Origin of the sequence: Lentzea indica (assembly GCF_012184385.1) — a bacterium.
In the GTDB taxonomy this organism is placed as follows: domain Bacteria; phylum Actinomycetota; class Actinomycetes; order Mycobacteriales; family Pseudonocardiaceae; genus Lentzea; species Lentzea indica.
Genome location: NZ_VSRL01000008.1, coordinates 64,557 through 89,917, shown reverse-complemented (window position 1 = coordinate 89,917; position 25,361 = coordinate 64,557). Strand labels below are relative to the sequence as shown.

The window sequence follows — 25,361 nt, the reverse complement described above, 5'->3', positions numbered from 1 at the left end:
CTGTAGAGATGTCGGATTGCTGAGAAAACTCCGGTGACGCCGCCGAGCTGGAGAAGGATCAGGGGCGCAACCCAATCCGATAGGAGGCGGCATGTACCGGGATTCGGCGAGGCTCTCCTGCAGGGCGCGGGCGCGCTCCAAAGCCGCCTCGCACAGCATCGTGGCGCCCGCCAGCGCGTAGCCCTGCGCCTCGCGCAGGGCGGCGCCGGCCCGCACCGCAGTGGAACGGGACTTGCCCGCGCGGCGGGCGAAGCCGACGGTGGAGCGGGCATCTCCCCGGTACAAGGCGAACTCCGCGGCACGGACCAGCGCCCAGGCCTCCAGTTCGAGGTCGCCGCCCCTGGCCGCGCACTGGACGGCACGCCTGGTCAGTTCGGCGGCGGAGGCGTCGTCGCCGCGTTCCTGCTCCATCCAGCCCGCGTACTCGGCGTACCGGGCGCCAGCAGCCACAGTCCGCGGCCCAGACCGGGGTCACTGGCGGAGCGGGCCATGGAGCTGAGGACGTCCACCTGGGGACGCAGGCTGGCGAGCACCACCTCGGGGCTCAGGCGATGACCCAACGCGCGGTGGTGGTCGAACATCGAGTCGTACGTGCGCAGAGTGGTGTGGTCGCTCGGGATCGGGCGCACGGGCGCATCGGCCAGTTCGGCCAGGTGACCCTCGGCCTGCAGGGCGTCGTCGAAGATCTTGGCCATTTCGGGGTTCGGGTGAACCTGGCCGTTCTCGATCTTGCTGAGGTGTCCCTTGCTGTACGGCACGAGACCGGCCATTTGGCTGAGCGAGAGCCCGCGCTCGTTGCGCAGGCGGCGTAACTCCTGTGCGAACGTGGGCGACAACGGCTTCACCCCCTCCCCCGCGAGTGTGTACGGGTTCAAACACCCGGATACCGAATGTCCATTAATTGGCCGGAGATTGACGATCAACTGGGGCTAACTGAAGCGGTCGGCGATGGTTCCATGTGAGTCATGGTGATGACGCGCTCCGACGAGGCGGCTGGTGTGGTGATGGTCTGGCAGCGCTTGGCGACCAACGTGGTCCACCGGTCCCAGTGGTTCGAGGTGCGTTCAGACGACGTCGTCAGACCTGATGGCGGGCACGACACGTACACGCACGTCGTGGCGCCGGGGTCCGTCACGGTTCTCGCGATCCAGGACGACGATCACGTCGTGCTGACGAGGCAGTGGATCTACACCCACGGCGGTACCGAGTGGCGCTTGCCCGGTGGCGCCGTCGACGACGCGGACGCCGATCCGCTGGCCGCGGCACGGCGTGAGCTCGCGGAGGAGACGGGGCTGCGGGCGGAGAAGTGGGAGCCGCTGGGCCAGATCCACGGCGCGGACAGCCTGAGCAACCACGTGGACCACATCTTCCTGGCCACCGGGCTCACCCAGGGTGAGGCGGCGCTGGAGCCCGGTGAGGCCGACCTGCGCGTGCGGACCATGCCGTTCTGCCACGCGCTCGACCTCGTCCGTCAGGGCATGCTTCCGCACGCCGGCAGTTCGCACGCATTGCTCGTGATGGCGTTGCGCCGCACGGCCCAGAAATAGCACACCCAGGGTTTCCTCATTTCGGAGGAAACAGGAAACCCGTTCTCATTCGACTGGCAGAAAGCCACTCTTGGTGCATCGGCGAGAACTTCAGACCGAAAGCCAGTCAGGATGAGAAGGTGAATTTCTCGATGAGAATGATCTGCTCACTCACCACCGTCGTGAAGGTTGCCGCGATCTGCCTGTTCGTGGGATTCGTGGTCGGCAGCTTCTTCACGGTATCGGTGATCTGACCCGACTTCGGACTGCGGTTCTCCCTGGCCAACAAAGGGAGGTGTCAGCCGTGGAACCGCACTTTTTCATTGATCTGCTGTCCGTTCTGCTGATCGTGCTCGGCTAGGCACGTGGCGTCCACTGAACGCCGTAGCCGCGGCCCTGGCGGGGATGCGGGAACGACACGTCGATCTCGCCGATCTCGTCGACGGGCAGCTTCTTCGGCCAGGGCGTCAGGTCGTCGGTGTCGCGCGCCAGGGCCTCCTCGACGCGCCACACCGATTCGGGCAGGTCGTCCCGGTCGAACCGCACCCGCAACCGGAACGACTCGCACATGCGCTCCGGCCAGAACACGTAGGTCGGACGCATCGGCTGTCCTCGCGGCACCCGCACCTCGAGTGCGAACTGGTGCGTTTGCCCTGTGTTGAGGGGTCGGGGCAACCGCAGCTTCATGAGAAAACGCCGCGGGGACGGCCGTTCGTGGCCGATGAGCTCGACCCCGTGCAACACCTCCACGTCCAGGTCACCTGGAGCACCCTCGGGCGTGGGGGAGGGGATCGTGATCGACCACGCGATCTCGTTGACACCGTCGGTGTCGGCCACGACGGTCCGGCGTTCCGTGCACGCGGGCGTCGGGCCGTCCAGCTTCAGCAGCGCGTCGAACTCCTTGACGTGCCACAGTTCCGACGGCGCCACGTGCGTCGTCGACGGTGCCGGCTGCAGTGCCACCTCCACGAGGCGCTGCAGTCCGGCCTCCATCCTCCTGCGCACCGTGCGCGCGCCGCGGTCCTGTTGCTTCGCGAGCCACTCGATGCGTTCGTTGAGGAACCGGAACTGCGCTTCCTCGTGCAGTCCGAGCGGCGCCAGAACGGCGTTGCGGACCTCCGCCGGGAAACCGCGCGTCGCGTTCGTGATCCAGTCCCGCAGTTTCGTTCGCACGGCTTCCGCGCCGTCCGTCTCCACGATGCCGCACACCCGGCGCAGCAACGGCCCGACGTGCAAGTCGATTCCCGGAGTCTGCACACCGCGCCCCCGGCACAACGTCCGCAGTTCTTCCATCAGCTGCTCAGGTGAGACAGACATCCGTCCTCCGCGCGGAAATGCTTTGCCGGGCATGTCGGGCATACCTGACCGGACGTTACGCCGGATGCGCCATCCGGGCGAATGAGAATATCGGCGGCCAAAGGGATTGTTCTACACCGTCCGTCAACATGATCACCGCCGATCGACTGATGTCCTGACCTGGTCTTTCGCGGTAACGTGCTGGTCACGGGCGGTGACTGCCCTCCGGTCATCGCCATCCCTGCCGATGTGGAGGTTGTATTCGTGCTGCGCACAATATTGTCAGCCATATCCGCGTTCGCGCTGATCAGCGGCGTTCCTGCCGTCGCTGCCCCGGCTGAGAGCGCTTACCTGTTGCAGTTCCGCACCACCCTGTCCGACGCCCAGCGCCACCAGCTCCAGGGCCTCGGCGTGCGGCTCGGTGCGTTCGTCCAGGACGGCACCTACCTCGCCCGCATGACGAACACCGCACGTGTCACGCGGTTGAGCTACGTGCGCGAGGTGCGCCCGTTCCAGGCCCAGCCGCAGATCATGGCGCTGGGCGGCTCTTCCGACTACCTGATCACGCTGGTCGAGCAGGACGCGCGCGACCAGAAGACCGTCGCCGACAAGGTGAAGTCCTTGGGCGGCAAGGTGAACGTGATCTCCGCCAGCCGTGAGCACATCATGGCCACCTTGGACGCCGGCCAGGCGGCCCAGCTCGCCAAGCTGCCCGCCGTGATCGCGATCGACCCGGTGTCGGCGCCGGAGACGGACATGGCGATCTCGCGCGAGTCGTCCGGTGCCAACCACATCGAGACCGTGGGCGGCTATCGCGGCCAGGGCGTGCGCGGCGAGGTGATGGACGGCGGCCTGCGCACCACGCACCAGGAGTTCCGCGCCCGTCCGCCGGTGATGCACACCGGCAACTCGTCGAGCACCTCGCACGGCACGTCGACGTACGGGCAGATCTTCGCGTCCGGTGTCTCGTCCGCTCAGCGCGGCCTTTTGCCTGAAGGACAGGGCATCTTCGCCGTCTACAACTCCGGCGACCGGTACGCGCACACCAAGCAGCTCGTCGACCCGGCCGGCCAGTACAAGGCCGTGTTCCAGAGCAACAGCTGGGGTGACGGGCTCACCACGTCCTACACGGCGATCTCGCAGCAGATGGACCGGATCGTGTTCGACCACGACATCCTGATCTGCCAGTCGCAGAGCAACGCGGGCACCCGCAGCTCACGCCCGCAGGCGTGGGCGAAGAACGTCCTGTCGGTCGGCGGCCACTACCACTACAACACCGCCTCGCGCGCCGACGACAAGTGGAACGGCGGAGCGTCGATCGGCCCCGCCGCCGACGGCCGCATCAAGCCGGAGCTGTCGAACTTCTACGACCGCATCGACACCACGACGTCCACCAACGACACCGCCTACACGACGTCGTTCGGCGGCACGTCCGGCGCCACGCCGATCACCTGCGGCAACGCCGGTCTGCTGTTCCAGATGTGGGCCGACGGCGTGTTCGACGGCGCTCCCGGCAAGAACCGCGACGTCTTCACGTCCCGCCCGCACGCGGCGACCGCGAAGGCACTGCTGATCAACACCGCTGACCAGCACGCTTTCAGCGGGACCACGCACGACCAGACCCGCACGCACCAGGGCTGGGGCACCGCGTCGGTCCGCAACCTGTACGACCGCGCGAAGGCCGGTGGCTGGAAGCTGCCGGTTCTCGTGAACGAGACCGACCTGGTCACGACCGGTCAGACGCGCAAGTACACGGTGTCGTCCAACGGTCAGACGCCGTTGCGGGCGACGCTGGCCTACACCGACCCCGCCGGTTCGCCGACCGCGGCCAAGGCGACCGTCAACGACCTCACGCTGAAGGTCACCGCGCCCAACGGCACCGTCTACTGGGGCAACAACGGTCTCGCGGCCGGCAACTGGTCCACGGCAGGCGGTGCCGCGAACACCGTCGACACCGTGGAGAACGTGTTCGTCCAGGCACCGGCCGCGGGCACCTGGACCGTCGAGGTGGTGGCGACCTCGGTCAACGTGGACGGACACACGGAGACGACCGCCACCGACGCCGACTACGCACTGGTCGTGTCGTAGTAGTTCAAATCTGGGTAGTTCGAATCGGGGTCACTCGAAACGGGCGGGGTCACCCGCGCCGTAGCGGATGATCTCGGCCTCGCCGCTGGAGAAGTCCACCACCGTGGTGGGCGTGGTGCCGCACTCACCGGAGTCGATCACCGCGTCCACCGCGTGGTCGAGGCGTTCCTTGATCTCCCAGCCCTGCACCAGCGGCTCCGCCTCGTCCGGGAGCAGCAGCGTGGACGTGAGGAGCGGCTCGCCCATGGCGTCGAGGAGCGCCTGCGTCACGACGTGGTCAGGGATACGCGCGCCCACCGTCTTCTTCTTCGCGTGCATCATGCGGCGCGGCACCTCCTTCGTCGCGGGCAGGATGAACGTGTAGCCGCCCGGCGTGGCGGCCTTGACCGCGCGGAACACCGCGTTGTCCACCACCACGAACTGCCCGAGCTGGGCGAAGTTCTCGCACATCAGCGTGAAGTGGTGCTTGTCGTCGAGCTTGCGGATCTCGCGGATCCGGTCGATGCCGTCCTTGTTGCCCAGGCGGCAGCCGAGCGCGTAGCAGGAGTCGGTCGGGTACGCGATCAGGCCGTCCTCCTGCAGGATCCGCACGGCCTGGTCGATGGCGCGCTTCTGCGGGTTGACCGGGTGGACGTCCAGGTACTTGGCCATGCGGGGCAGGATATGCCGATCAAGGTTTGAGCAGCACTTTGACCATGCCGTCGTTCTTCTTCTGGAACGTCTCGTACGCCTTGGGCGCGTCTTCGAGCGGCAGGCGGTGCGTGGCGAAGTCGTCCACGCCGAGCGGGTCTTCGTCGGTGAGCAGCGGCAGGATCTCCGGGACCCAGCGCCACACGTTGGCCTGGCCCATCCTGAGCTGGATCTGCTTGTCGAACATGGTCAGCATCGGCATCGGGTCCGCCATGCCGCCGTAGACGCCGACGATCGAGACGGTGCCTCCGCGCCGGACCATGTCGATCGCGCTGTAGAGCGCCCTCATGCGGTCGATTCCGGCTTCCTTCATGAACCTCTGGGCCATCGTGTCCGGCAGCAGCCCGGTGAGGTGCTGGGCGATCTTGGCCGCCGGTGCGCCGTGGGCCTCCATGCCGACCGCGTCGATCACCGCGTCCGGGCCGCGGCCGCTGGTGAGGTCCTTGACGACCTCGGTGAGGCGCTTGCCGGCGCCGCGGAGGTCGATCGTCTCGACGCCACGTGCCTTGGCGCGGGCGAGCCGTTCCGGCACGAGGTCGATGCCGATCGCTCTGGCGCCTCTGTGCCGGGCGACCCGGCAGGCCATGTCGCCGATCGGCCCGAGACCGAGGACCGCGACGACGCTTCCTTCCCGGACGTTCGCGTACTCGACGGCCTGCCACGCGGTGGGGAGGACGTCGGACAGATAGACGAACCTGTCGTCCGGCGGGCCGTCCGGAACCTTGATCGGCAGGCTGTTGCCGAAGGGGACCCTGAGGTACTCGGCCTGTCCGCCGGGCACCTGGCCGTAGAGCTTCGTGTACCCGAAGAGCGCGGCGCCGGACCCGTGTTCCCTGACCTGGGTGGTCTCGCACTGGCTCTGCAGGCCCTGGTCGCACATGAAGCAGGAGTTGCACGAGACGTTGAACGGGATCACCACCCTGTCGCCCGGCTGGAGCTGGGTGACCGCCGCGCCCACCTCCTCGATCACGCCCATCGGCTCGTGCCCGAGGATGTCGCCCTCGGTGAGGAACGGCCCGAGCACCTCGTAAAGGTGGAGGTCCGAACCGCAGATACCGCTGGACGTGATCTTCACGATGACGTCTTCCGGTTCCTTGAGCACCGGGTCGGGCACGCTGTCGACCCGGACGTCGCGTTTGCCGTGCCAAGTGACTGCCTTCATGCCCAGTGGCGTTCCCCGTGCTCCTGCGTTGATAACCTGGGCGGACTTCTTTCCCCGGTTTGGAGACCCTCAGCGATGCTCGACCGTGCCGTCGTCGACGCCCTGTTCCCCTCGGACCTGCCCGAGCCGTCCTTCTGGGAGGAGCAGTACCCGCCGCGACCGCTTCCGGAGGGCGCGAAGGTCACGCGCCTGGGCCCGTCGCCGACCGGTTTCCTGCACATCGGCGGCCTGTACGTCGGCATGATCGACCGCGACGTCGCGTCCCACTCGGGCGGCGCGTACATCGTGCGCGTCGAGGACACCGACCAGGCCCGCGAGGTCGCCGGCGCCGTCGAGCAGTTCAACCGCGCCTTCTCCTACTTCGCGATCGAGCCCGACGAGGCCGACGCCGTTGGCGTTTACGGCCCGTACCACCAGTCGCAGCGCGAGCAGATCTACCTGACGTACGTGCGCGAGCTGCTGCGTCAGGACAAGGCGTACCTGTGCTTCGCCACGAAGGACGAGCTGGCGGACATCACCGCCCGTCAGCAGGCCACCAAACTCCCCACCGGCTACTACGGCCGCTGGGCGATCTGGCGCGACAAGACGGCCGAGGACGTTCAGGAAGCCCTGGACGCCGGTCGTCCGTACGTCGTCCGCTTCCGCTCGCCGGGCAAGGCGGGGGAGCGGACCAGGTTCGTGGATGCCATCCGCGGGGAGCTGGAGCACGAGGCCAACCGCAACGACGTGGTGATCCTGAAGGCGTCCGACCAGTCGCCGCGCCTGCCCACGTACCACTTCGCGCACGCCGTCGACGACCACCTGATGCGCGTGAACCTCGTGATCCGCGGCGAGGAGTGGATCTCGTCGGTCCCGACCCACCTGCAGCTGTTCGACGCACTGGGCTTCGAGCGCGTCGAGTACGCCCACATCGCGCCGCTGATGAAGCAGCAGGGCGGCTCCCGGCGCAAGCTCTCCAAGCGCAAGGACCCCGAGGCCTCCGTCGAGTTCTTCATCGAGGCGGGCTTCCCCGCCGAGGCCGTCCAGTACTACCTGCGCGGCCTGGTGAACGCCCGCCTGGCCGACCTGCCGCTGGCCGAGGCTCTCGGTTCGCCCATCTCCCTCGCCGAGTGCGGTGTCGCCGGGCCTTTGGTCGACCTCGTGAAGCTCGAGGACATCGCCGCCGACTACGTGGCGACGCTGTCGGGTGAGGAGATCGTGGATCGCGTCTCGGCGTGGGCCTCCACCTACGACCCGGAGCTCGTCGAGGTGCTGGCGGCTTCGCGTGACGAGGCTCTGGCGGCCCTGCGGGTCGAGCGCGGCCCCGAGGTCGCGAACCCGCGCAAGGACCTCCGCAAGTGGTCCGACTTCCGGTCCGCCTACGGGTTCTTCTTCCCGTCGCTGTTCCCGCTGGTGTCCGACCGCTCCGACGAGCGTCTTGGCGGGCTTTCCCCGGAGCTGATCTCCGCGTTCGCCGCCGACTTCGCGGACGGCTACGCGGACCTGGAGGACGGGCAGGAGTGGTTCGGCCAGATCCGCGAGCTGGCCGCCAAGCACGGCTTCGCGCCGAACCCCAAGGAGCTCAAGAAGAACCCGGACGCCTACCCCGGCTCGATCCGTGAGGCGGCGCAGCTCATCCGCGTCGCTTTGACCGGGTCCACGCGGAGCCCGGACCTGCACGCGGTCGCCCGCACGCTGGGTACCGACGAGGTGCTGCGACGGGTGCGCGCGCTCGTCGGCTGACTGTTGTTTCGGCGGCCCCTGGTTTCTACGGGAACTGGGGGCCGTTCGCTGTCCGGAACTCGGCCCATGTCCGAGCCGCCTTCGTGACGTCGGTGTCCGCGAACTTCCGTTCCCAGAGGCACACCAGTGACGCGGCGAACGCGGAGATCGCCTCGGAAGGCGCTTTCCGGAACCCGTCGAACTGCGCCGCCCATTCCTCGGCTCCCGCCGGCTCGTGTCCTTCGGCTATGAGCCGGACGACCACGAACGCCGGGTCGATCCAGGCCGCGCCGGTCCGCCACCACGCCCAGTCGACGACGCGCGCCGTGTCGGCGACGAGGACGTTCAACGGGTTGAGATCGGAATGGACCAACGTCGAACCGTGCATGTGTTGCGGCGCTTGTGCCGCCCATTCGCTGGTGGTCCCGTTCGCGAGTGCCGCTTCCCAGTGATCGGCGATCATTCGGCGCGGGACTTCTGGCGGTTTGATCGCACCGATCTTCCGCACGGCGTCCGCCATGAGCGAGAGATCGGCAGAGCCCGGCGAGAGATCGGCGTGCTGCCCGGAAACGTGCTCGAATCCGAGCAGCAGCCAGTCGTCCTGCTCAATGTGCCACAACAGCTGCGGCGCCAGGTTCTTCGGGAGGAACGGGTTCACCGCTGCCTCGTTGCGGTGCATGATCGCCTGCGGACCTTCCGCTCTGCCTCCCTTGCAGAACACTCGACCGCTCGCAGTGGTCAGCGAGGCGGCGAACGCGGAGTTGCGCCCAACCGAAGGGATCTCCGCCTCGAGCACGGGCCCCGTGCGGTCCTGCACAGCTTCCCGCAGTCCGGTGGGCAGGTCCTGCCACGCAGGGCGGACGCTCATCTGTCTTCCTCAGTTCGGGTCTTCGTCGCCGCCCTGGCCGCAATTGGTGCAGCCTGCGTGGCACTGCGAACAACGTCCTTCGCCGGTCAGCCACAGCTCGGGATGGTAGGGCAGCCCGGCGTTCTTGATCGCCTCCACGGTAGGGGCGAGTACGTCGGCTGTCGCGCGACGCTCCGGTGCGACGAACTCCTCCGGCACGTGGTGGATGAACCGACCGGCCGCCCGATCGCAGAACTCGGCGTAGTCGTGGGTGTTCAGGATGAACTGATGCCAGCCCAGGTCGACCTGCTTGCTCGGTCGGAACTGTTCGTGGCGGTTCGCCGCGCACACCGTGAGGAAGCTGATCGTGTCGGTGATGATCCGGTCGGCCTCGATGACGCTGATCGCGTGCTCATGGACCAGTTGTGTGCGCAGCCGGTGCCGCACCTCGGTCGACATGAGCGTCGGAGTCGCGAGCGTGGTCATGGTCGTCTCCTTCTGTGCGAACCGGTGCACCCGCCGCCCCTTGCGCAGGGGACGGGAGCATAGGGCCGGAATGGGTGAGGATCGCCAGGCAGCCGCATCGACACAGGCATCGGTATGTGAAGGTCTCGAAGCCTTCGCGGATGGTCGAAAGCTCCACGTGCTCAGCCGTGGGAGAACTCCAGACGTGCATGAGCGATCTGCACATCTCGCACGTCGATCGGTGCATGCCGTGTGGCGTTGCCACGAAGATTTCGGCGGTGGGCAGGTCATCGGACATGGTCGGCGGCGGCTTCGCGGAGCTTGTAAAGCTCGCGATCAGCGGCGTTGACAACTGCGTGATCAACGGCGGACGTGACCATGACCGCAACGAAGCTCAACGCGGAGACCCCGCGAAGGTGAGCTGGACGGTGACTGGCAGCATCTGCGCCGCAATCGCCTTGGTCTTCATGCCAGCAGCACCTCCGTGGTTGTCGCCTGTTGAAGAGCCTGGTCACCGGTTGTCCTGCGGGGAATGAACGGGTGTTGCCCTTCCGTGGCACTTGCGGTGCATGACTTCGCGCAACCGTGGTTGCATGAGGCGCGGGAGGCCGGAATGGGGTCGTTGGCTCACTGGACCGGTAGCGAGGCGCGGGCACTTCGCCGTGCGCTGCGGCTCAGCGTTCGGGCCTTCGCTGAGCGGTTGGGCGTCGGCGTCCGCACCGTGACCAAGTGGGAGGCCCTGGGCGCGGACACCACACCACGTCCGTTCATGCAGTCCATCCTGGACACTGCCCTGACTGTGGCCGACGCCGAAACCAAGCAGCGGTTCGAGCTCCTGCTTCGGCAGGACGGCCGAGCGCCGATCCGGGATTACTACTCGTCTGGTCCACGAGAGTGGGACTACGAGACGTGGGGTGACGACCTGGGACGCGCGGGCGCGTGCCTGGCGCGACAGGACTTCAGATTCGCAGCCGATCTCGTCGACCGCTGGCTCCGTCGCTTCGCCCCGGAGGACCTTGACAACCACGGCTTGTACCTGCACGCCCGCTCGCTGGCGTTGCTCGGCGATCTGCGGCGCGACCAGGGTGACATCGCCGGGCCTTTGTCAGCGCGCCAGGCGTACTACCGGGCACATGAGCTCTTCCATGAACTCGACGTGCCTCGGCGGGTGGCGCAGATGGAGTTGTCGCTCGCCGTGGTCGAGGAGATGAGAGGCCGGCTGGAGCCTGCCGCCTGCGACTACGAGCTGCTCGCCGAAGACGCGAGGCTGAGCCCGCGCGACCGCACCCGTGCCCTGCTCTGGGTTGGCACGGCTCTGAGCAAGAAAGGCGACAACGATCGCGCGATGGCCGCCATGGCTGCGGCGCTTCAGCGTTTCGAGCAACTCGGAGAGCCCGATGACTGGTCGGTTGCACATCAAAAGCTTGCGCTGGCGTACCGAGGCGTCGGCGACCTTGGCAACGCGCAGCGGTACATCGACGTGGCGTTGACCAACCAGTCTGCGGATTCGCCGATGCAGCGCGTCAGACTGCAGACGGCACACGCCCACATCCTGCTGTCTGATCAAGCCACGTCAGGCAGTGGCCTACGGCTGCTCGACGAGACGGCTGGCACCTCCCGTACGTTCGGCATGTCCCACCAACTCTCAAGCATCGAAGCGATCCGCAGAGCCTTCGAGCATCTGAACTAGGAGTGCACCACCAGTGACCGTGTCCATCACCGGCGAGCAGTGGCGCGACGCAGAGAGCATCTGGCAGTACCACCAGATGGGCCACGAGCTGCGACCGGTCGATGCCGCCATCGGGCTCGGCAGCCACGACCTCGGGGTGGCGACCTTCGCGGCCGAGCTGTACCACGCCGGCCTGTTCCCGGTGGTCGTGTTCAGCGGCGGCAACAGTCCGACCACGGCGGCTCGGTTCCCTCGCGGCGAAGCGGTGCACTACCGGGAGCACGCCATCAGCCTGGGTGTCCCGGACAGTGTCATTCTCGTGGAGCCGGAGGCGGGCAACACCGGTCAGAACGTGACGCTGTCCCGCTCACTGCTCGCCGGACACGGCTGCCGGCCGCGCTCGGTGCTGCTGATCTCGAAGCCGTACATGGAGCGGCGTTCCTTCGCCACCTGCCGCAAGGTGTGGCCGGAGGTCGAGGTGGTGTGCGCGTCCGAGCCGCTCGAGTTCGACGACTACGTCAGGTCGATCGGTGACGAGAAGCTCGTGGTCGACATGTTGGTCGGTGACTTGCAGCGAGTCGTCGAGTACCCGAAGCATGGGTTCGCGGTGGAGCAGGACGTGCCAGGGGACGTGATGGACGCGTACGACCGCCTGATCGAGGCGGGCTTTGACAGCCGGCTGCTGTGAGCTCCCGGCCGAAGTCGCCCTGATGTGGCGATGCGAAGCGAGCCGGACAGGGCAATACGTCATCTGAACAGCGGTGATGAAGCAACCACCCCCATCGCGACGAAGTCGCGAGACGCAACCATGCGCGTCCTTCCGCCTGCATGACAACGTTGGCACGCAACGGAATCGCGGAACGCAACCCACCCCGGCCGGCCGTACCCGACCGCCCAACCGGACCACCGCCCCGCACCCGCACGAACGCACCAGCCCGGTATGGGCGCTTCGTCCACGGAGTTCCGGAAAAAAGTCATGAGAGCGTTCCCATTGACGTGGACGTAACACGCCGTTGAGGATCTGCGGCATGCATTGGAGAAGCACTCTTGCCGCAGTGCTGGGGCTGACGCTCGCCGCCAGCGCGACAGCGGCCGCCGCCGCGCCGGAAGCGCACGGACCGAAACAACCGGTCATCGGGCAGCCCAGGACCGAGCACGGGTGTGCCCGCATCGAGAAGTCCCTGCCCGCCCTGAAGGACTGGCCCAAGGTCGAGAGCCAGCTCAAGGGTGACCGCAGGGACGAGGCCAGGATCAAGGCCATCCTCAAGGACATGACGCTGGCCGAGAAGGTCGGCCAGATGACGCAGCCGGAGATCGCCGCGATCACGCCGGCCGACGTCACGACGTACGGGTTCGGCTCCGTCCTCAACGGTGGCGGTAGCTGGCCCGGCGCCAACAAGAAGGCCACGCCGCAGGACTGGCTGAAGCTGGCCGACGCCTACTGGGAGGCGTCGAAGCAGACGCGCACCAAGATTCCCGTCATCTGGGGCATCGACGCGGTGCACGGCAACAACAACGTCTTCGGCGCCACGGTCTTCCCGCACAACATCGGGCTCGGCGCCGCGCACGACCCGTGCCTCATCCGCGACATCAACGAGGCCACGGCCGAGCAGATCCGGGCCACCGGCCAGGACTGGGCGTTCTCGCCCACGCTCGCCGTCGTCCGCGACGACAGGTGGGGACGGACCTACGAGGGCTTCTCGGAGGACCCGCGGATCACCCGCGCCTACGGCTTCGAGGCCATCAAGGGCTTGCAGGACAACGCGAAGAAGCGCATCGGCGAGGACGGCGTGATCGCCACCGCCAAGCACTTCATCGGCGACGGCGGCACGACCGGTGGCAAGGACCAGGGTGTCAACCCCTCCACCGAGCAAGAGATGATCAACATTCACGGTCAGGGCTACTACGGGGCACTGGCCGCGGGTGCGCAGACGGTGATGATCTCGTTCAACAGCTGGACGAACGACGTCATCAACGAGGGCAAGGTGCACGGCAGCAAGTACGTGCAGACCGGCATCCTCAAGGAGAAGATGGGCTTCGACGGTCTGCTCGTCTCCGACTGGAACGGCATCGGGCAGGTCACCGGCTGCACGAACGCCAGCTGCCCGCAGGCGATCAACGCCGGCATGGACATCATCATGGTGCCGAACGACTGGAAGGCGTTCATCGCGAACACCGTGCAGCAGGTCGAGAGCGGCCAGATCCCCATGGCGCGCATCGACGACGCGGTCACCCGCATCCTGCGCGTCAAGCTGCGCGCCGGCACGTTCGACGCGCCCAAGCCCTCGCAGAGGGAACACGCTGGCGAGCAGAAGGCGTTGCTGCACAAGGAACTCGCGCGCGAGGCCGTGCGGGAGTCCGCGGTGCTGCTGAAGAACAACGACCGCGTGCTGCCGCTCTCCAAGCGCAGCAAAGTTCTCGTGGTCGGCAAGAGCGCGGACAACATCGGCAACCAGTCCGGTGGCTGGACGCTGAGCTGGCAGGGCACCGGCAACACCAACGCCGACTTCCCCAACGGCACCAGCATCCTCAAGGGCATCCAGGACTCGCTGGGCGCCGCCAACGTCACGTTCGCCGAGACCGCGGACAACGTCGACCCTGCGCAGTTCGACGCCGTCATCGCCGTCATCGGTGAGACGCCGTACGCGGAGGGCGTGGGCGACCTCGGCAAGCGGACGCTGGAGGCCGCGCGCCTGTACCCGCAGGACCTCGCCGTGCTGGACAAGGTGTCCGGCAAGGGCAAGCCGGTCATCACCGTCTACGTCGGTGGCCGCGCGTTGTACATGAACAAGGAGCTCAACCGCTCCGACGCGTTCGTGGCCGCGTGGCTGCCCGGCACCGAGGGCGGCGGCATCGCCGACCTGCTGATCAAGGGACGCCACAACGGGTTCAGCGGCAAGCTGTCCTACTCGTGGCCGCGCAGCGCCTGCCAGACGCCGCTCAACGACCCGAGCCAGGACCCGCTGTTCAAGCTCGGCTACGGCCTGCGCGACTGGCAGACCGGCAACGTCGGCAAGCTCGACGAGAGCAGCCCCGGCGGCACCTGCTCCGGCGGTGGTGGCGGTGGCACGGCGACCGAGGACCTGGAGGTCTTCAACCGCGCGGACGTCGCGCCGTACAAGAGCTTCATCGGCTCCCCTGAGAACTGGGGCGGCACCGAGATCGGTCCCGACGGCCAGGCCTCGCACGCCGAGATCAACGTCGTGCAGTCCGACGTCAACGTCCAGCAGGACGCGCTCAAGACGACGTGGACCGGCACCGGCGCGGGCCAGGTGTACCTGCAGAGCCCGACCGGCAGCGACCTGCGCGGCTACGGCAACGCCAACGCGGCCATCGTGTTCGACGTGATCGTGCATCAGGCCCCGGCCAACCGCACGGTCGTCAGCGCGCACTGCGTGTACCCGTGCATGGCGGAAGTCGATGCCACGCAAGCGTTCCGCAACCTCCCCATCGGACAGAAGGCGACCGTGAAGCTCTCGGTCAACTGCTTCGCCGACAAGGGACTGGACCTGGAGAACGTCAACACGCCGTTCCTGGTCTACACCGACGGCGCGTTCCAGGCGTCGTTCGCGAACGTGCGGTGGGTGCCCAAGGCGGGTGCTGATCCGGACGTGCTTCCCTGTACGTAGCCCGAAAAGTGCCCTACCGGCAGAACCGCCGGTAGGGCACTCCCGGGAAGTTCGTCTCCCACTGCTCCGGCGTCAACGGCGCCGGAGCATGCGCGCACAGCCTCGCTACGGCGCGATCGAGCCCGATCTCCCACAGCCGGACGGTGGTGTCGTTGCCCCCGGACGCGAGATAGGTGCCGTCCGGGCTCCACGCGAGTGCCGGCACGTCCCCCGTGTGACCGGAGTACGTCATCTCCAGCCGCGGCCGGGCCGGATCCGTGACGTCCCAGAGCCGGATCTTGGCGTCGGCGTGCGAGATCGCGATACGGGTGCCGTGGAACGCCACCGTGTAGGCGACGCCGCCGAAGCCGGTGAGCTTGCCGGCCTCGCGCAGCGTCGCGGTGTCGATCAGCCGCACCTCGGTGTCGCCGTGACCGGTGAGCAGCAGCCTGCCGTCCTGGCTGAACCCGCCGCGCAACGGGTTGTCCCCGTTGCCGGAGAACGTGATCTCCTTGAGCTCCCGCAGGTTCGTGGCGTCGAACAGCCGCGCCTGGTTGCCGGTGCCCGCGACGATCCTGGTGCCGTCGGGGTTCCACGTCACCGTCCACACGGCGGCGTACCAGGCCTCGCGCCGGAAGAGTTCTTGGGGCTGGTCCAAGTTCGTGATGTCCCACAACGTCAGCACTTTGAACGAGCCGACGGCGAGCGTCCTGCCGTCCGGGCTGAACGCGACCGACACGGACGGCTGGTCCGCCAGCGGGACGAACTTCGCCTTCAGCCGGGGTGCTGCCGGGTCGGTGACGTCGTAGATCCGGACCCACGAGTCGTCGCTCGCGGCCGCGAGCCATCTGCCGTCCGGGCTGAACGCCGCGGAACGCGCGAACCCGGTGGCGTCGGTGATCCGCGCGAGCGGTTCACGGGTGCGTTGCGCGGTCATTCGCCAGAGCCGCACGGTGCCGTCCCAGCTGCTGCTCGAGAGCACCTGGCCGTCCGGGCGGAACGACACCGACGACACGTTGTTCTCGTGGCCGAACAACGGCATCTCACGCAGTTCCTGCAGCCGGACCGTTCTGCTTTCGACGATCACCAGCGTGGTGCCGTCCGGCGTGAACTCCGCCGAGTAGATGCCGCCGGGCACCGTGCCGAGCTTGCGGGGAGCACCGGTCAGTCCGACGCCGTCGACACTCCACAGGCGTACCTTCGCGTCGCCGGTCGCGGCGAACGTGGCGCCGTCGGGGGAGAACGACACGCCCCAGACGATCGCGTTGCTTCCCGTGAACTCGGCGCGCGACCGTGGCGCGGTCAGCTCTGCCGCATCCCACAACCGGGCGGTCTGATCCCACGAGCCGGTGCCGATCGTCCTGCCGTCGGGGCTGAACGCCAGCGACTGGACGGCCTGCGAATGCCCGATCAGCTCACCCTTGCGCTCTGGCGTGCCGTCGAGCGAGTACAGCACGACGGACGACCGTGAGGCCACGGCGAATGCGCGGCCGTCCGGGCGGAACGCGGCTGCCCTCATCACACGGTCGTGTCCAGGCAGCGTGTGTGTGAGCACCGGGTTACGCGGGTCGGTGATGTCCCACAGTCGTGCGCTGCCGTCGTTGTGCGTCGTGACTACGAGCGTGCCGTCGTGGTTCATCGCGGCCGCCAACAGCGCGTCGGCCGGGGACTGGATCACTCCCAGGCGCTGAGGGTGGCGTGGGTCCGTCGCGTCGAACAACGTGACCGCGCGTTCGTCGGCAACCGCGAGCAGACGGCCGTCCTTGCTGAACTCGAGGCTCAGCGGCTCGTGGTCGACTGACGTGGTGCCGAGAAGGACGGGCTCGCGGTGGTCGGCGATGTCCCACAGCTTGACCGAGCGGTCCCAGCTGGTCGTCGCGAGCGTGGTGCCGTGCACCGAGGTGGCCGGGATGTCGGCGGTGTGCGCGGTCCAGTGGGTGAAGTGCGGCCCTGACGGGGCGCTCGCCAGGTTGTCCCTGGTCTCGGCGTTGTCGGTGAGCTCATGCGCGGCGAGGCTGAGCTGGGCGGCGCGGCTGGACTCGGAGTTCTGCAGAGTCTGCGCGTCGCGGACCGCCTGACGGGCGAGGGCCATGTTCCGCTGTGCTGTGGACTCGCGCTGGGCGCTGATCGCGAAACCGACCGCCGTCACGGCGAGTACCAGCAGCACGGTCAGCAACGCGACCAACTGCCGCAGCCTGCGGGTGGTGCGCCGGGCGGCCTCCTGTTCGGCCTCCTCCGCCTCGACGCTCGCGTTGAGGAACCGGCGTTCGCGCGCGGACATCGCGTCGGCGTCGCCCGCGGCCCACTCACGGGCCAGCGCGAGCCGCACGCCCCGATAAAGCGCGCCCGAGTCGCGGTTCAGCGACTCCCACGTCGCGGTCGCCTCGGTGAGCTGGTGGTGGACGCGCAGGCCGTCGCGGTTCGCCGTCAGCCAGCCGGACAACCTGGGCCACGAGCGGATCACCGCCTCGTGCGTGAGGTCGACACCGGTGTCGTCGAGCGTGATCAGGCGTGCGCGCGCGAGGTGGTCGAGCACGAACAGCGTCTCGTCGTCGTTGTCGAGGCTCTCGCGGCTGACTCTGCGCTTGGTGTCCTCGGTGCCCTCGCCCAGTGCCGTCAGCCGCAGGAAGATCTTGCGCGCGAGGGCCTGCTGACCGGGGTCCAGCTCCAGATACGCGGCCTCGGCGCTTTGGGCCAGCGCGTGCCGCACGCCGCCCGTCTCCTCGTAGCCCGCCACGGTCAGACGAGTGCCGCGACGACGACGCCACGTCTCCAGCAGCGCGTGCGAGACCAGTGGCAACGGCGCGTGCTCGGCCTCCAGCACCGACACCAGCGCGCCCTCGACGGTGTAGCCGGCGCGCAACGCCGGTTCGGTGATCGCCCGCCGCAGCTCCTGCGGGCTCATCGCGCCGACCAGGATCTGCGCGTCGTGCAGCGCGTCGACCAGCGCGGGGTAGCGGCCGCAGTGGCCGTAGAAGTCGGAACGGACGTCGATGACGACCTTCTTGCCGGCCACGGACGTGATCGCGTCGATGAACGCGACCCGTTCGTCCTCGTCGCGGCAGAGGGTGAAGACCTCCTCGAACTGGTCGATCACCACGAGGTCCGCGGTCGTCTCGCCCCAGGCCTGCATCGGGTGCGGGCCGGGGGAGAAGACGTCGGCGGGTCTGGCAGCGACAAGACCGGCTCGCAGCAGTGAGGACTTGCCCGATCCGGAAGCGCCGAAAACGCCCACGAATGGACGTTCACTTACTTTGTCCAGCAGTTGCCCGACGAGCTTCTCCCTGCCGAAAAACCGGTCGGAGTCCGCTGCCTGGAAGGCGCCGAGGCCGAGATAGGGCGGTTCGCGCTCCGGATCGGCGGGCTTCGCGCCGTCGGCCACGTCGTGCCATCTTCGCCGCCATTGTTCGACGTCACCGCCGCACGCGTGCACGTAAGCCGTGGTCACGGCCAGGCTGGGCAGTTTCCTGCCGCTCGCGGCCTCGGAGAGCACCGTCACCGAATAGTGCGCGACCTTGCTCAGCTCGCGGTAGGTCGGCTTACCTGCTTTCTCACGCAACAATCTCAAGTCCGCGGCGAACCTGAGCAGCTCGGCATCGTCGGAATCCAGCGGGCGCTCAGGTCTCGGCACCCGCCGGATTGTTCTCTTGTTGTTTGTTCGGCGTCCAGTCGGCGGAACCGAACAACGCGTTCGTTCTAGGAAGAGCACATGAACGGAGACATTCGCGACCTGCTCGTCGAGACCCGCAAACCCGACAACCCGTCACCGGACCCGAAGACCTAGCCGGACCCGAAGACCGACGCGGGCGGCGCCCTTCTCGGGGTGGGGCGCCGCCGGCGCGCGCTAGCCGGCGACGTCGAGGTCGACGGGCTCGCCCCTGATCGCGATCACCGCGCCGCCGGTCTGAGCGGCGAGCCAGGCCTCGAAGGCGTCGGGGTCCTTCGTGTGGACGGTGAAGGTGACGTCGTGGCCGTACTCGGTGTCCGCGACGTGGTACCCGGCCGCGCGCAACGCGTTCTCCAGCTTGCCCGCCTGATCGTGGTCCGCGGCGAGAAGAATCGTCTCGTGGCGTTCACGGGTGAGCGTGCCGATGGAGTCGATGGCCTCCGAAACGGCCCTGCCGTAGGCACGGACCAGGCCACCGGCGCCGAGCTTGATCCCGCCGTAGTAGCGGGTGACGACGACGGCGGTGTCGACGAGATCTCGCCGCGTCAGCACCTCCAGCATCGGCACCCCGGCCGTGCCGGCGGGTTCGCCGTCGTCACTGGAGCGTTGGGTGTCCGCGGTACGGAAGGCCGTGCAGTTGTGGGTGGCCTGCCAGTGCTCCTTGCGGATCCGCGCGAAGAACTCCGCGGCCTCCTGTTCGGACGCGACGCGCGCGACGTGGCACAGGAACCGCGACCGCTGGATCTCGATCTCGTGCGTGCCGTCCCGCCTGATCACCTTCACCGGTCGATTGTCCGCCGCCGCTCTGCCTCGAGGAACAGGGCGTCCAGCTCGGCCGGCGGCACCTCCTCCAGCTGTTCATAAGTGCACTCTTCAGGCGTCTTGTCCGGACGGAACCGCACCAGCCGTGCGGTGTGCCGGAACCGTCCGCCCTGCACGTGCTCGTACCGCACCTCGGCGACTCGCGACGGGTCCAGCAGCACGACCTGAAGCTGCTTCTCGGGGTTCCACCGGCTGTTCATGCCGGGCCCCTCGTAGGTCGCCCACGCGCTCCACGGATGCTCGGCAGGGTTCAGCAGCGGCTTGAGCTCCTCGACCAGTTCACGCCGCCGGGCCGCGGTGAAGCTGCTCGCCACGCCCACGTTGTGCAGCTCGCCGTCCTGGTAGAGCCCGAGCACCAGCGATCCAACGGTCTCGCCGTCCTTGTGCAGGCGGTAGCCCGCGACCACGCAGTCGGCCGTCCGCTCGTGCTTCACCTTCCACATCACGCGCTTGTCCGGCTCGTAGACGCCGTCCAGCTGTTTCACCATCACGCCGTCGAAGCCCGCGCCCTCGAACCGGGTGAACCAGTCCTGCGCCACCTCGGGGTCCGTCGTGGACGGTGTCAGGTAGACACCGGGGACCTCGGTGACGACCTCCTCCAGCAGCTGGCGGCGCTCACCCTGCGAAAGCCCGGTGACGTCCTTGTCGCCGCACGCCAGCAGGTCGAACGCGACGAAGCTCGCCGGGGTCTCGACGGAGAGCTTGCGCACGCGGGACGCGGCGGGGTGCAGCCGCAGCTGGAGGACGTCGAAGCTCAGCCCGTCCGGCGTGACCAGCACGATCTCACCGTCCACGACGCATCGCGGCGGCAGCGCTTCCTTCAGCAGCTCGACGACCTCGGGGAAGTACCGGGTGAGCGGCTTGTCGTTGCGCGACCCGAGCTCCACCTCGTCGCCGTCGCGGAACACGATGCAGCGGAAGCCGTCCCACTTCGGCTCGTACGAGAGACCGTCCCCACGCGGCAGCTCGGGCACGGACTTCGCGAGCATCGGCTTCACCGGCGGCATCACGGGCAGGTCCACCCCCGGACCATAAGCTCAGCGCAACGACACCGCGAGCTTTTCGAGCTCCCGCACGTCGGCGTCCATGCCGTCGTCCTCGGGGATGACCAGCGAGATCGGCCGCCGCGCCGTGACGGCGCCTGTCCTCCGCGTCTCCAGCCCGGCACGCAGCCTTTCGGCCAGAGGCAGCTCGTCCGGCGTCTCCGCGACGTACGGGCTGATCCGCACCAGCCCGTCCCGGCACTCGATCACGCGCCGGTAGTAGCGCCGATGCACGCCGCGCAACGAGAACGCGTCGCGCCTGGAGGGCACCCGGTGCAGCGCGTCCTCCGGGAACGACTGGTGCAGCAACGTCCACAGTGGAGCGAGCCGGTGGTACGCGCGCAGGTGCCGCAGCCACAGTCGCATCGCCGCGAACCGCATCGCGGCGATCGGGTAGACGACGCCGATCACGCACAGCAGCACACCGGGCAGGAGGAACCACACGGCGGTGGTGAGCAGCCAGCGGGGGAGCGGTTCGCCGAAGTAGCGGGAGATGTTGGACGACACGAAGATCGCGTCGGCTGGCACCAGCAGCCCGAGTCCGGTCGAGGTGATCAGCAGGCCCCTGCGCAGCCGCGGGTCGGCGCCGCGGGCGTAGCGGCGGGCCCACACGAACATCGCCGCGAACCCGTAGAGCAGATAACCGTTGCCCAGCGCGTAGAACACCGTGATCGCGAGGACGCCGGTGGGTCCGCCGCCGAGCGAGTTCGGCACGCGAGCGGCCGCGACCCGCAGGTCGTCCGGGATCGCCAGCACCGCCCACGTCATGACGCTCACGCACAGGACCAGCGGCACGAGCTGGATGAACGCCTGTTTGCGCGCCTTGTCGTCGTCGACGGCAGAGAAGACGAAGAAGCAGATCAGGCCGTACACGCCGACCTGCAGCATGGAGTGCTGGATCAGCTGGCAGACCATCGGGTCGAGGCCGAGGAACCACCGTCCGTCCGCCGCCGCGCGCCCGAACGGGTAGCCGAGCGCCCAGCCGGCCACCAGGCCCGTCACCGAGCGCAGCCTCGGGTCGTGCGGGCGCCGCACCAGCAGGTACAGCATCACGGCCAACGCGGAGAATGCGACGATGCCCTGGGTCTCCTTGAGGTACTGCATCTACAGCCACCCGATCCGGTCGGCGAGCGAGGAGGCCATCCGGCGGGCGGGCCCCTCCACGTTGCGCGGCGCGACCTTGTCCAGCACCGACGCCCACTCGAGGATGATCGTCGCCACCGTCTCAGCCTCACGCTCGTGCGCGCTGTCGTAGGAGGTACGCCTCAACGCGCGTCGTACGGCGTCCGGTTCGAGATCGGGGTAGAGGCCCGCGAGCAGGCCGTCGTCCTGCTCGTCGCTGGTGTGACCGGCCAGGAGGTGGCCGAGCTCGTGCAGGATGATGTGGTTCTGGTGCGCCTTCGACGTCTCCTGCTGGTACAGGATGTAGTCGGCCTTGGCCGTGGCGATCCAGACGCCGAACGGGCCGGGCACCGGGATCGGGTGGGCGATGAGCCTGATCGGTTTGCCCCGCTGCTCACCGACGCGGCGGCAGAGCTCCTCGACGTCGAGCGGTGGCTGGATGTCCAGCTCGTTCAGCAGGCGGCGGCACCGCTTGCGCAACTCTCGTTCGGCCACGGATCATCCTTCGCCGCGCTCGGCCTGTTCCTGTCGGTAGACGACGTCCAGCAGCTCCATGACCAGGCGGCGGCGGTCCGGCGACAACTCGCCCGCGCGCATGGCCATGAGCTGCGCGTCGCTGCCCGAGGTGATCTCGTTGAGGCGCGTCTGCTCGTCCTGCAACGTCTTCAGCTGCTCGTCGACGCGGTCGGTGACCTCGTCGTCGAAGAAGTAGCTCACGGGCACACCGAAGAAGCCTGCCAGTGCCTGCAAGTGCTTGAACGTCGGGTTGTCCTTCTTGCCCTTGCGCAGCTGCCAGATGTAGCTCTGGGAGATGGTCACGCCGGTGTCCGCGATCGCCGCCGCGACCTGCTCGTTGCTGTACTCCTGGCCGGAGCGCGCGGTGTGCCTGGCGAAGAGGTGGTTGAGCTTGTCAGCCAGCGACCGTTCCCCCGCCATCGCGGCTCCCCCCGTTGCGCGCAGTGAGCCTCTCCACCCACGGAAAGGGCTATCTGGGTGACGGGATTTTCACCAGTTGAAAGCCCGCCAATGGCCAACATAGACTCCTGGCGAGCCTGTCTCAACCGCGGGGAGGAGGAGCTCGGACATGGCCCTTGCCGAACGGCAGCGGTCCTTTCACCGGACGGTGATCGACGTCGTCTACAAGACCATGGACCAGCTCGCGCAGGCGGACTCGCCGAACGAGGTCTTCGAGCTGCGTGAGCAGCTTCGCGCCGCCCTGCCCTGGTGGCGCGGGTTGCTGCGGATGCACGAGCCGAACGAGCGGCACCGGTGCAGGTCGTGCCGCACCTGGTACGGGCGGCATCGTGCGTGGCCCTGCCCTGTGTGGCGGGACGCGGTATCCGCGCTGCACCAGCTCAACGACATGTACGGGTTCCTGGCTTCGTCTCACGCCGCCCGTCCTGTGCAGGGGGAGCGGGTGGTCGTGAGTGGCTCCGGTCGCTCCGACGACCAGAACCACTCACGATCGGGCTAGCCCAGCCTGAAGCTCTGGGCCGCCGACCCGTCGCAGGCCGCCTGGACCAGCTGCACGCCGTCGGCACCGCTCGCCGGCGCCGAGAGGCACTTGCCCGAGTGCCGTGCCGTCAGTGTCGAGTAGCCGTCCGCGCCGGTGGTGACGCGCCACTGCTGGTTGGTGCCGCCGCCGTAGGTCCAGAGGTGGATGCCCGCGCCGTCCGAAGTGGACACGTTGCTCACGTCGAGCACCTTCGAGGAGTCGTTGCGGTACTCCAGGCGCGAGTACCCGTCACTCGTCGCCACCGCCCGGAAGTTCTGCGCGGTGGTCGAGTTGCAGGTGTACTGCTGGATGACGGTGCCGTTAGCGGTCCCCGCGGAACGGGCGTCGACGCACTTGCCGTTGCCCTTGTTGACGACCGTCTTCCAGTCGGGCTGCGGCTGCGGCGTGCCACCACTGCCGAGCCAGAGCAGGCTGTCGATGAGGAAGTTGTTCTGGTCGGCGCTCGCGAACGTGGAGGACAGCGGCCTGTTGTTCGGGTAGTCCATCGCGTTGTGGCCGAAGTTGGCGTAGATCATCTTGAAGTTCTTGTTCGTCCACATGATCGGGTAGTACCCGCTGCGCCACTGCTGGTTCGGGTCGGTGCCGAGCGGGAAGCTCGACGGGTCGACGCTGGCCAGGATCTGGATGTCCGGGTTCGTGCGCAGGTCACGCGACCAGCTGTACCACTCGCTGACCGAGGAGGTGAACCTCTCCGGCAGACGCAGGGTCGACGGGTGCGTGCGGGTCTCGGTCTTCAACGTCGCGGTGGTCGGTTCCCAGGTGTTGTTGACGAAGTTTCCCTTGCCCAGGAACGTGTTGTGGTACCACGACCATTCGCCGGCGTTCTGCGTGAACGCCGCGACGTGGAAGCCGAACCACGCGCCGCCCGCTTCCATGTACCGCTGGAAACCCGCGCGCTGGGTGCCGGTCGGCAGGTCGTCGAGGAAGATCACGACCTGTGCCTGGGCGGGGGTGAGGGTGTTCAGCCGGTTCCAGTCCGTGGTGGCCTCGTAGGTGAAGCCGTTCTCCTGCCCGGCGCGGGTCAGCCACGGGTTCGCTTCCTTGACGAACGCGATGTGCGCCGGGTCGTGCGTGCCGTGGTAGAAGCCGAGCACCTTGAACGGGACGGCGTGCGCCGGGCCCGTTGCCGTGATGGAGACCGGGACGAGCGTCGCGGCGAGCATTGCCAGCAACGCCAGCAGTTTTCGAGCCATACGGGCACACACCTTCACATCGCAGGTTTGCGCGCCCGAAGATCATCGTAGGGGTGGTCCAGACCTATGGGGTACCGGGACGTTCACAGAATTCTTTTGCGCCACAACATGATCCCGCCGAGCACGGCGAGCCCACCCAGCGCCGCTACCACGGCGGAGATGCCGAACCTCGTTGCGCTGGAAGGAGGTTGTTCGGCACTCGACGCAACGGGAACAGGTCGCGGAGTGCTCGACTTGGGTGTCGAAGGCGTCACGGACTGGCTGGGCTGACTGGACTGCGTCGGCGGCACCGCCTGCACGGGCGGCGCGGCCGGAGCCGGCTGCGCGACCTGTGTCGTCGGCTTCGCGGGAGCCGCGATCTCCACGTCGGTGCACGAGTAGTAGGTGTCGGGCGTGTCCGTGTTCTGCCAGACGGTGTAGATCAGGTGCCGCCCTGCCCTGTCCTTCGGCAGCGGCACCTTGAACTCGTAGGAGCCGTTGACGAGCGGGGGAGTGGGCACGGACAGGAACTGCTCCAGGTCCGCCCACCGCAGCGGCCGGGCCGGGGAGTAACCCTCACGCGTCACGTAGAACCGGAACGAGCCCTGGTGCGGGATCGTCGCCCGATACGTGAAGTCCGTGCTCTTGAGCTTCGTGACCGGCCACTGGGCGGAGGGCAGGTCGAGTCCCGCGTACTTCGCGAGCCCCGCGCTGCACAGCTTGCCGTCGGGGACCCTCGCGGCGTCCTGGCCCGCGACGTTCGGCAGCCGGATGTTGTCCCACTCCTTGGACGGCAACCCCGCCTGGACGGCACTGCGGCACGGCGAGGATGATGCTGTGGGCTGACCTGGCGAACACAGAAAAGCCCTGCTCGCGGGGTCAGTGGGCGCGCCATGGGCGTGCGCGGGAACCGCGGAGAGCATCATGAGCAGTGTGAGCACGCCCAAAAGGCGAAACACGGGCACCT

The 25,361-nt window shown here is 67.9% G+C and carries 21 protein-coding genes and 1 pseudogene; 7 read left to right on the top strand and 15 right to left on the bottom strand.

The genetic code is table 11. The features are described 5' to 3' along the window. Together FXN61_RS04245 and FXN61_RS04240 are read right to left on the bottom strand one after the other, a co-directional pair. Positions 1-411 (bottom strand): annotated as a pseudogene (locus tag FXN61_RS04245) (hypothetical protein); the annotation flags it as partial. Continuing rightward, positions 369-836: a helix-turn-helix domain-containing protein gene (locus FXN61_RS04240; protein ID WP_167970404.1), complete on the bottom strand. Its 468-nt coding sequence runs from the start codon at positions 834-836 to the stop codon at positions 369-371. The pseudogene FXN61_RS04245 and the gene FXN61_RS04240, both read right to left, overlap by 43 nt. A gap of 129 nt (positions 837-965) precedes the next feature. Between FXN61_RS04240 and FXN61_RS04235 the strand changes: the two genes are divergently transcribed. Next, the gene (locus FXN61_RS04235; protein ID WP_246290640.1) at positions 966-1,547 is read left to right on the top strand and encodes an NUDIX domain-containing protein; all 582 of its coding nucleotides are present in this window, start codon (positions 966-968) and stop codon (positions 1,545-1,547) included. A 336-nt stretch (positions 1,548-1,883) separates the two neighbouring features. On the opposite strand, the gene FXN61_RS04230 is transcribed toward FXN61_RS04235, so the two are convergent. Further along, positions 1,884-2,843, bottom strand: a complete 960-nt coding sequence (locus FXN61_RS04230; protein ID WP_167970402.1) for a hypothetical protein — start codon at positions 2,841-2,843, stop codon at positions 1,884-1,886. A gap of 243 nt (positions 2,844-3,086) precedes the next feature. Between FXN61_RS04230 and FXN61_RS04225 the strand changes: the two genes are divergently transcribed. Beyond that, a complete protein-coding gene (locus tag FXN61_RS04225; protein ID WP_312877542.1) occupies positions 3,087-4,910 on the top strand; it encodes a S8 family serine peptidase in 1,824 nt (607 codons plus the stop codon). 30 nt (positions 4,911-4,940) lie between these two features. Here FXN61_RS04225 and FXN61_RS04220 read toward each other — a convergent pair whose 3' ends face one another. Both FXN61_RS04220 and FXN61_RS04215 read right to left on the bottom strand, forming a co-directional pair. After that, positions 4,941-5,561, bottom strand: a complete 621-nt coding sequence (locus FXN61_RS04220; protein ID WP_167970400.1) for an L-threonylcarbamoyladenylate synthase — start codon at positions 5,559-5,561, stop codon at positions 4,941-4,943. A gap of 19 nt (positions 5,562-5,580) precedes the next feature. Beyond that, positions 5,581-6,762, bottom strand: coding sequence for a zinc-dependent alcohol dehydrogenase (locus FXN61_RS04215; RefSeq protein WP_167970398.1), 1,182 nt, complete (start codon positions 6,760-6,762; stop codon positions 5,581-5,583). A 75-nt stretch (positions 6,763-6,837) separates the two neighbouring features. Between FXN61_RS04215 and FXN61_RS04210 the strand changes: the two genes are divergently transcribed. Further along, positions 6,838-8,484: a glutamate--tRNA ligase gene (locus tag FXN61_RS04210; RefSeq protein WP_167970396.1), complete on the top strand. Its 1,647-nt coding sequence runs from the start codon at positions 6,838-6,840 to the stop codon at positions 8,482-8,484. A gap of 25 nt (positions 8,485-8,509) precedes the next feature. Here FXN61_RS04210 and FXN61_RS04205 read toward each other — a convergent pair whose 3' ends face one another. After that, the gene (locus FXN61_RS04205) at positions 8,510-9,331 is read right to left on the bottom strand and encodes a protein kinase family protein (RefSeq protein ID WP_167970394.1); all 822 of its coding nucleotides are present in this window, start codon (positions 9,329-9,331) and stop codon (positions 8,510-8,512) included. Positions 9,332-9,340: 9 nt separating this feature from the next. Next, a complete protein-coding gene (locus tag FXN61_RS04200; RefSeq protein WP_167970392.1) occupies positions 9,341-9,796 on the bottom strand; it encodes a glycine-rich domain-containing protein in 456 nt (151 codons plus the stop codon). Positions 9,797-10,328: 532 nt separating this feature from the next. Here FXN61_RS04200 and FXN61_RS04195 point away from each other — a divergent pair. The 3 genes from FXN61_RS04195 to FXN61_RS04185 all read left to right on the top strand — a co-directional run bounded on the left by FXN61_RS04195 (position 10,329) and on the right by FXN61_RS04185 (position 15,073). After that, the gene (locus FXN61_RS04195; RefSeq protein WP_312877541.1) at positions 10,329-11,465 is read left to right on the top strand and encodes a hypothetical protein; all 1,137 of its coding nucleotides are present in this window, start codon (positions 10,329-10,331) and stop codon (positions 11,463-11,465) included. Positions 11,466-11,478: 13 nt separating this feature from the next. Then, positions 11,479-12,132, top strand: a complete 654-nt coding sequence (locus tag FXN61_RS04190; protein ID WP_312877540.1) for a YdcF family protein — start codon at positions 11,479-11,481, stop codon at positions 12,130-12,132. Between the two features lie 340 nt (positions 12,133-12,472). Beyond that, positions 12,473-15,073, top strand: coding sequence for a glycoside hydrolase family 3 protein (locus FXN61_RS04185; RefSeq protein ID WP_167970390.1), 2,601 nt, complete (start codon positions 12,473-12,475; stop codon positions 15,071-15,073). Positions 15,074-15,086: 13 nt separating this feature from the next. Here the strand turns inward: FXN61_RS04185 and FXN61_RS55065 are convergent, their stop codons facing one another. From FXN61_RS55065 to FXN61_RS04155, 6 genes are all read right to left on the bottom strand, one after another. Next, entirely contained in the window at positions 15,087-18,683 is a 3,597-nt protein-coding gene (locus FXN61_RS55065) for an nSTAND1 domain-containing NTPase (RefSeq protein WP_167970388.1), read from the bottom strand. Between the two features lie 213 nt (positions 18,684-18,896). Further along, positions 18,897-19,502 carry a YigZ family protein gene (locus FXN61_RS04175; RefSeq protein WP_167970386.1) on the bottom strand — a complete coding sequence of 202 codons (606 nt, stop codon included), beginning with the start codon at positions 19,500-19,502 and terminating at the stop codon, positions 18,897-18,899. Beyond that, positions 19,499-20,563: an ATP-dependent DNA ligase gene (locus FXN61_RS04170; RefSeq protein ID WP_312877539.1), complete on the bottom strand. Its 1,065-nt coding sequence runs from the start codon at positions 20,561-20,563 to the stop codon at positions 19,499-19,501. Before FXN61_RS04170 ends, FXN61_RS04175 begins: the two co-directional genes overlap by 4 nt. 15 nt (positions 20,564-20,578) lie before the next feature. Then, positions 20,579-21,688, bottom strand: coding sequence for an MAB_1171c family putative transporter (locus FXN61_RS04165; RefSeq protein WP_167970384.1), 1,110 nt, complete (start codon positions 21,686-21,688; stop codon positions 20,579-20,581). Next, positions 21,689-22,201 carry an ImmA/IrrE family metallo-endopeptidase gene (locus FXN61_RS04160; protein ID WP_167970382.1) on the bottom strand — a complete coding sequence of 171 codons (513 nt, stop codon included), beginning with the start codon at positions 22,199-22,201 and terminating at the stop codon, positions 21,689-21,691. 3 nt (positions 22,202-22,204) lie between these two features. Next, positions 22,205-22,642, bottom strand: coding sequence for a helix-turn-helix domain-containing protein (locus FXN61_RS04155; protein ID WP_167970380.1), 438 nt, complete (start codon positions 22,640-22,642; stop codon positions 22,205-22,207). A gap of 148 nt (positions 22,643-22,790) precedes the next feature. Between FXN61_RS04155 and FXN61_RS04150 the strand changes: the two genes are divergently transcribed. Continuing rightward, on the top strand, positions 22,791-23,180 hold the full coding sequence (locus FXN61_RS04150; protein ID WP_167970378.1) for a hypothetical protein: 390 nt from the start codon (positions 22,791-22,793) through the stop codon (positions 23,178-23,180). On the opposite strand, the gene FXN61_RS04145 is transcribed toward FXN61_RS04150, so the two are convergent. After that, the gene (locus tag FXN61_RS04145) at positions 23,177-24,415 is read right to left on the bottom strand and encodes a ThuA domain-containing protein (protein ID WP_223165304.1); all 1,239 of its coding nucleotides are present in this window, start codon (positions 24,413-24,415) and stop codon (positions 23,177-23,179) included. The two genes, FXN61_RS04150 and FXN61_RS04145, sit on opposite strands and share 4 nt — an antisense overlap. Before the next feature lie 83 nt (positions 24,416-24,498). Beyond that, on the bottom strand, positions 24,499-25,353 hold the full coding sequence (locus FXN61_RS04140; protein WP_167970376.1) for a lytic polysaccharide monooxygenase auxiliary activity family 9 protein: 855 nt from the start codon (positions 25,351-25,353) through the stop codon (positions 24,499-24,501). Positions 25,354-25,361 lie beyond the last annotated feature (8 nt).

What these genes read in the sequence shown, in the direction of transcription:
- FXN61_RS04235 (WP_246290640.1), top strand. Translation starts at nt 966, where the DNA reads ATGGTGATGACGCGCTCCGACGAGGCGGCTGGTGTGGTGATGGTCTGG.
- FXN61_RS04230 (WP_167970402.1), bottom strand. Translation starts at nt 2,843, where the DNA reads ATGTCTGTCTCACCTGAGCAGCTGATGGAAGAACTGCGGACGTTGTGC.
- FXN61_RS04220 (WP_167970400.1), bottom strand. Translation starts at nt 5,561, where the DNA reads ATGGCCAAGTACCTGGACGTCCACCCGGTCAACCCGCAGAAGCGCGCC.
- FXN61_RS04215 (WP_167970398.1), bottom strand. Translation starts at nt 6,762, where the DNA reads ATGAAGGCAGTCACTTGGCACGGCAAACGCGACGTCCGGGTCGACAGC.
- FXN61_RS04210 (WP_167970396.1), top strand. Translation starts at nt 6,838, where the DNA reads ATGCTCGACCGTGCCGTCGTCGACGCCCTGTTCCCCTCGGACCTGCCC.
- FXN61_RS04205 (WP_167970394.1), bottom strand. Translation starts at nt 9,331, where the DNA reads ATGAGCGTCCGCCCTGCGTGGCAGGACCTGCCCACCGGACTGCGGGAA.
- FXN61_RS04200 (WP_167970392.1), bottom strand. Translation starts at nt 9,796, where the DNA reads ATGACCACGCTCGCGACTCCGACGCTCATGTCGACCGAGGTGCGGCAC.
- FXN61_RS04185 (WP_167970390.1), top strand. Translation starts at nt 12,473, where the DNA reads ATGCATTGGAGAAGCACTCTTGCCGCAGTGCTGGGGCTGACGCTCGCC.
- FXN61_RS04165 (WP_167970384.1), bottom strand. Translation starts at nt 21,688, where the DNA reads ATGCAGTACCTCAAGGAGACCCAGGGCATCGTCGCATTCTCCGCGTTG.
- FXN61_RS04155 (WP_167970380.1), bottom strand. Translation starts at nt 22,642, where the DNA reads ATGGCGGGGGAACGGTCGCTGGCTGACAAGCTCAACCACCTCTTCGCC.
- FXN61_RS04150 (WP_167970378.1), top strand. Translation starts at nt 22,791, where the DNA reads ATGGCCCTTGCCGAACGGCAGCGGTCCTTTCACCGGACGGTGATCGAC.
- FXN61_RS04145 (WP_223165304.1), bottom strand. Translation starts at nt 24,415, where the DNA reads ATGGCTCGAAAACTGCTGGCGTTGCTGGCAATGCTCGCCGCGACGCTC.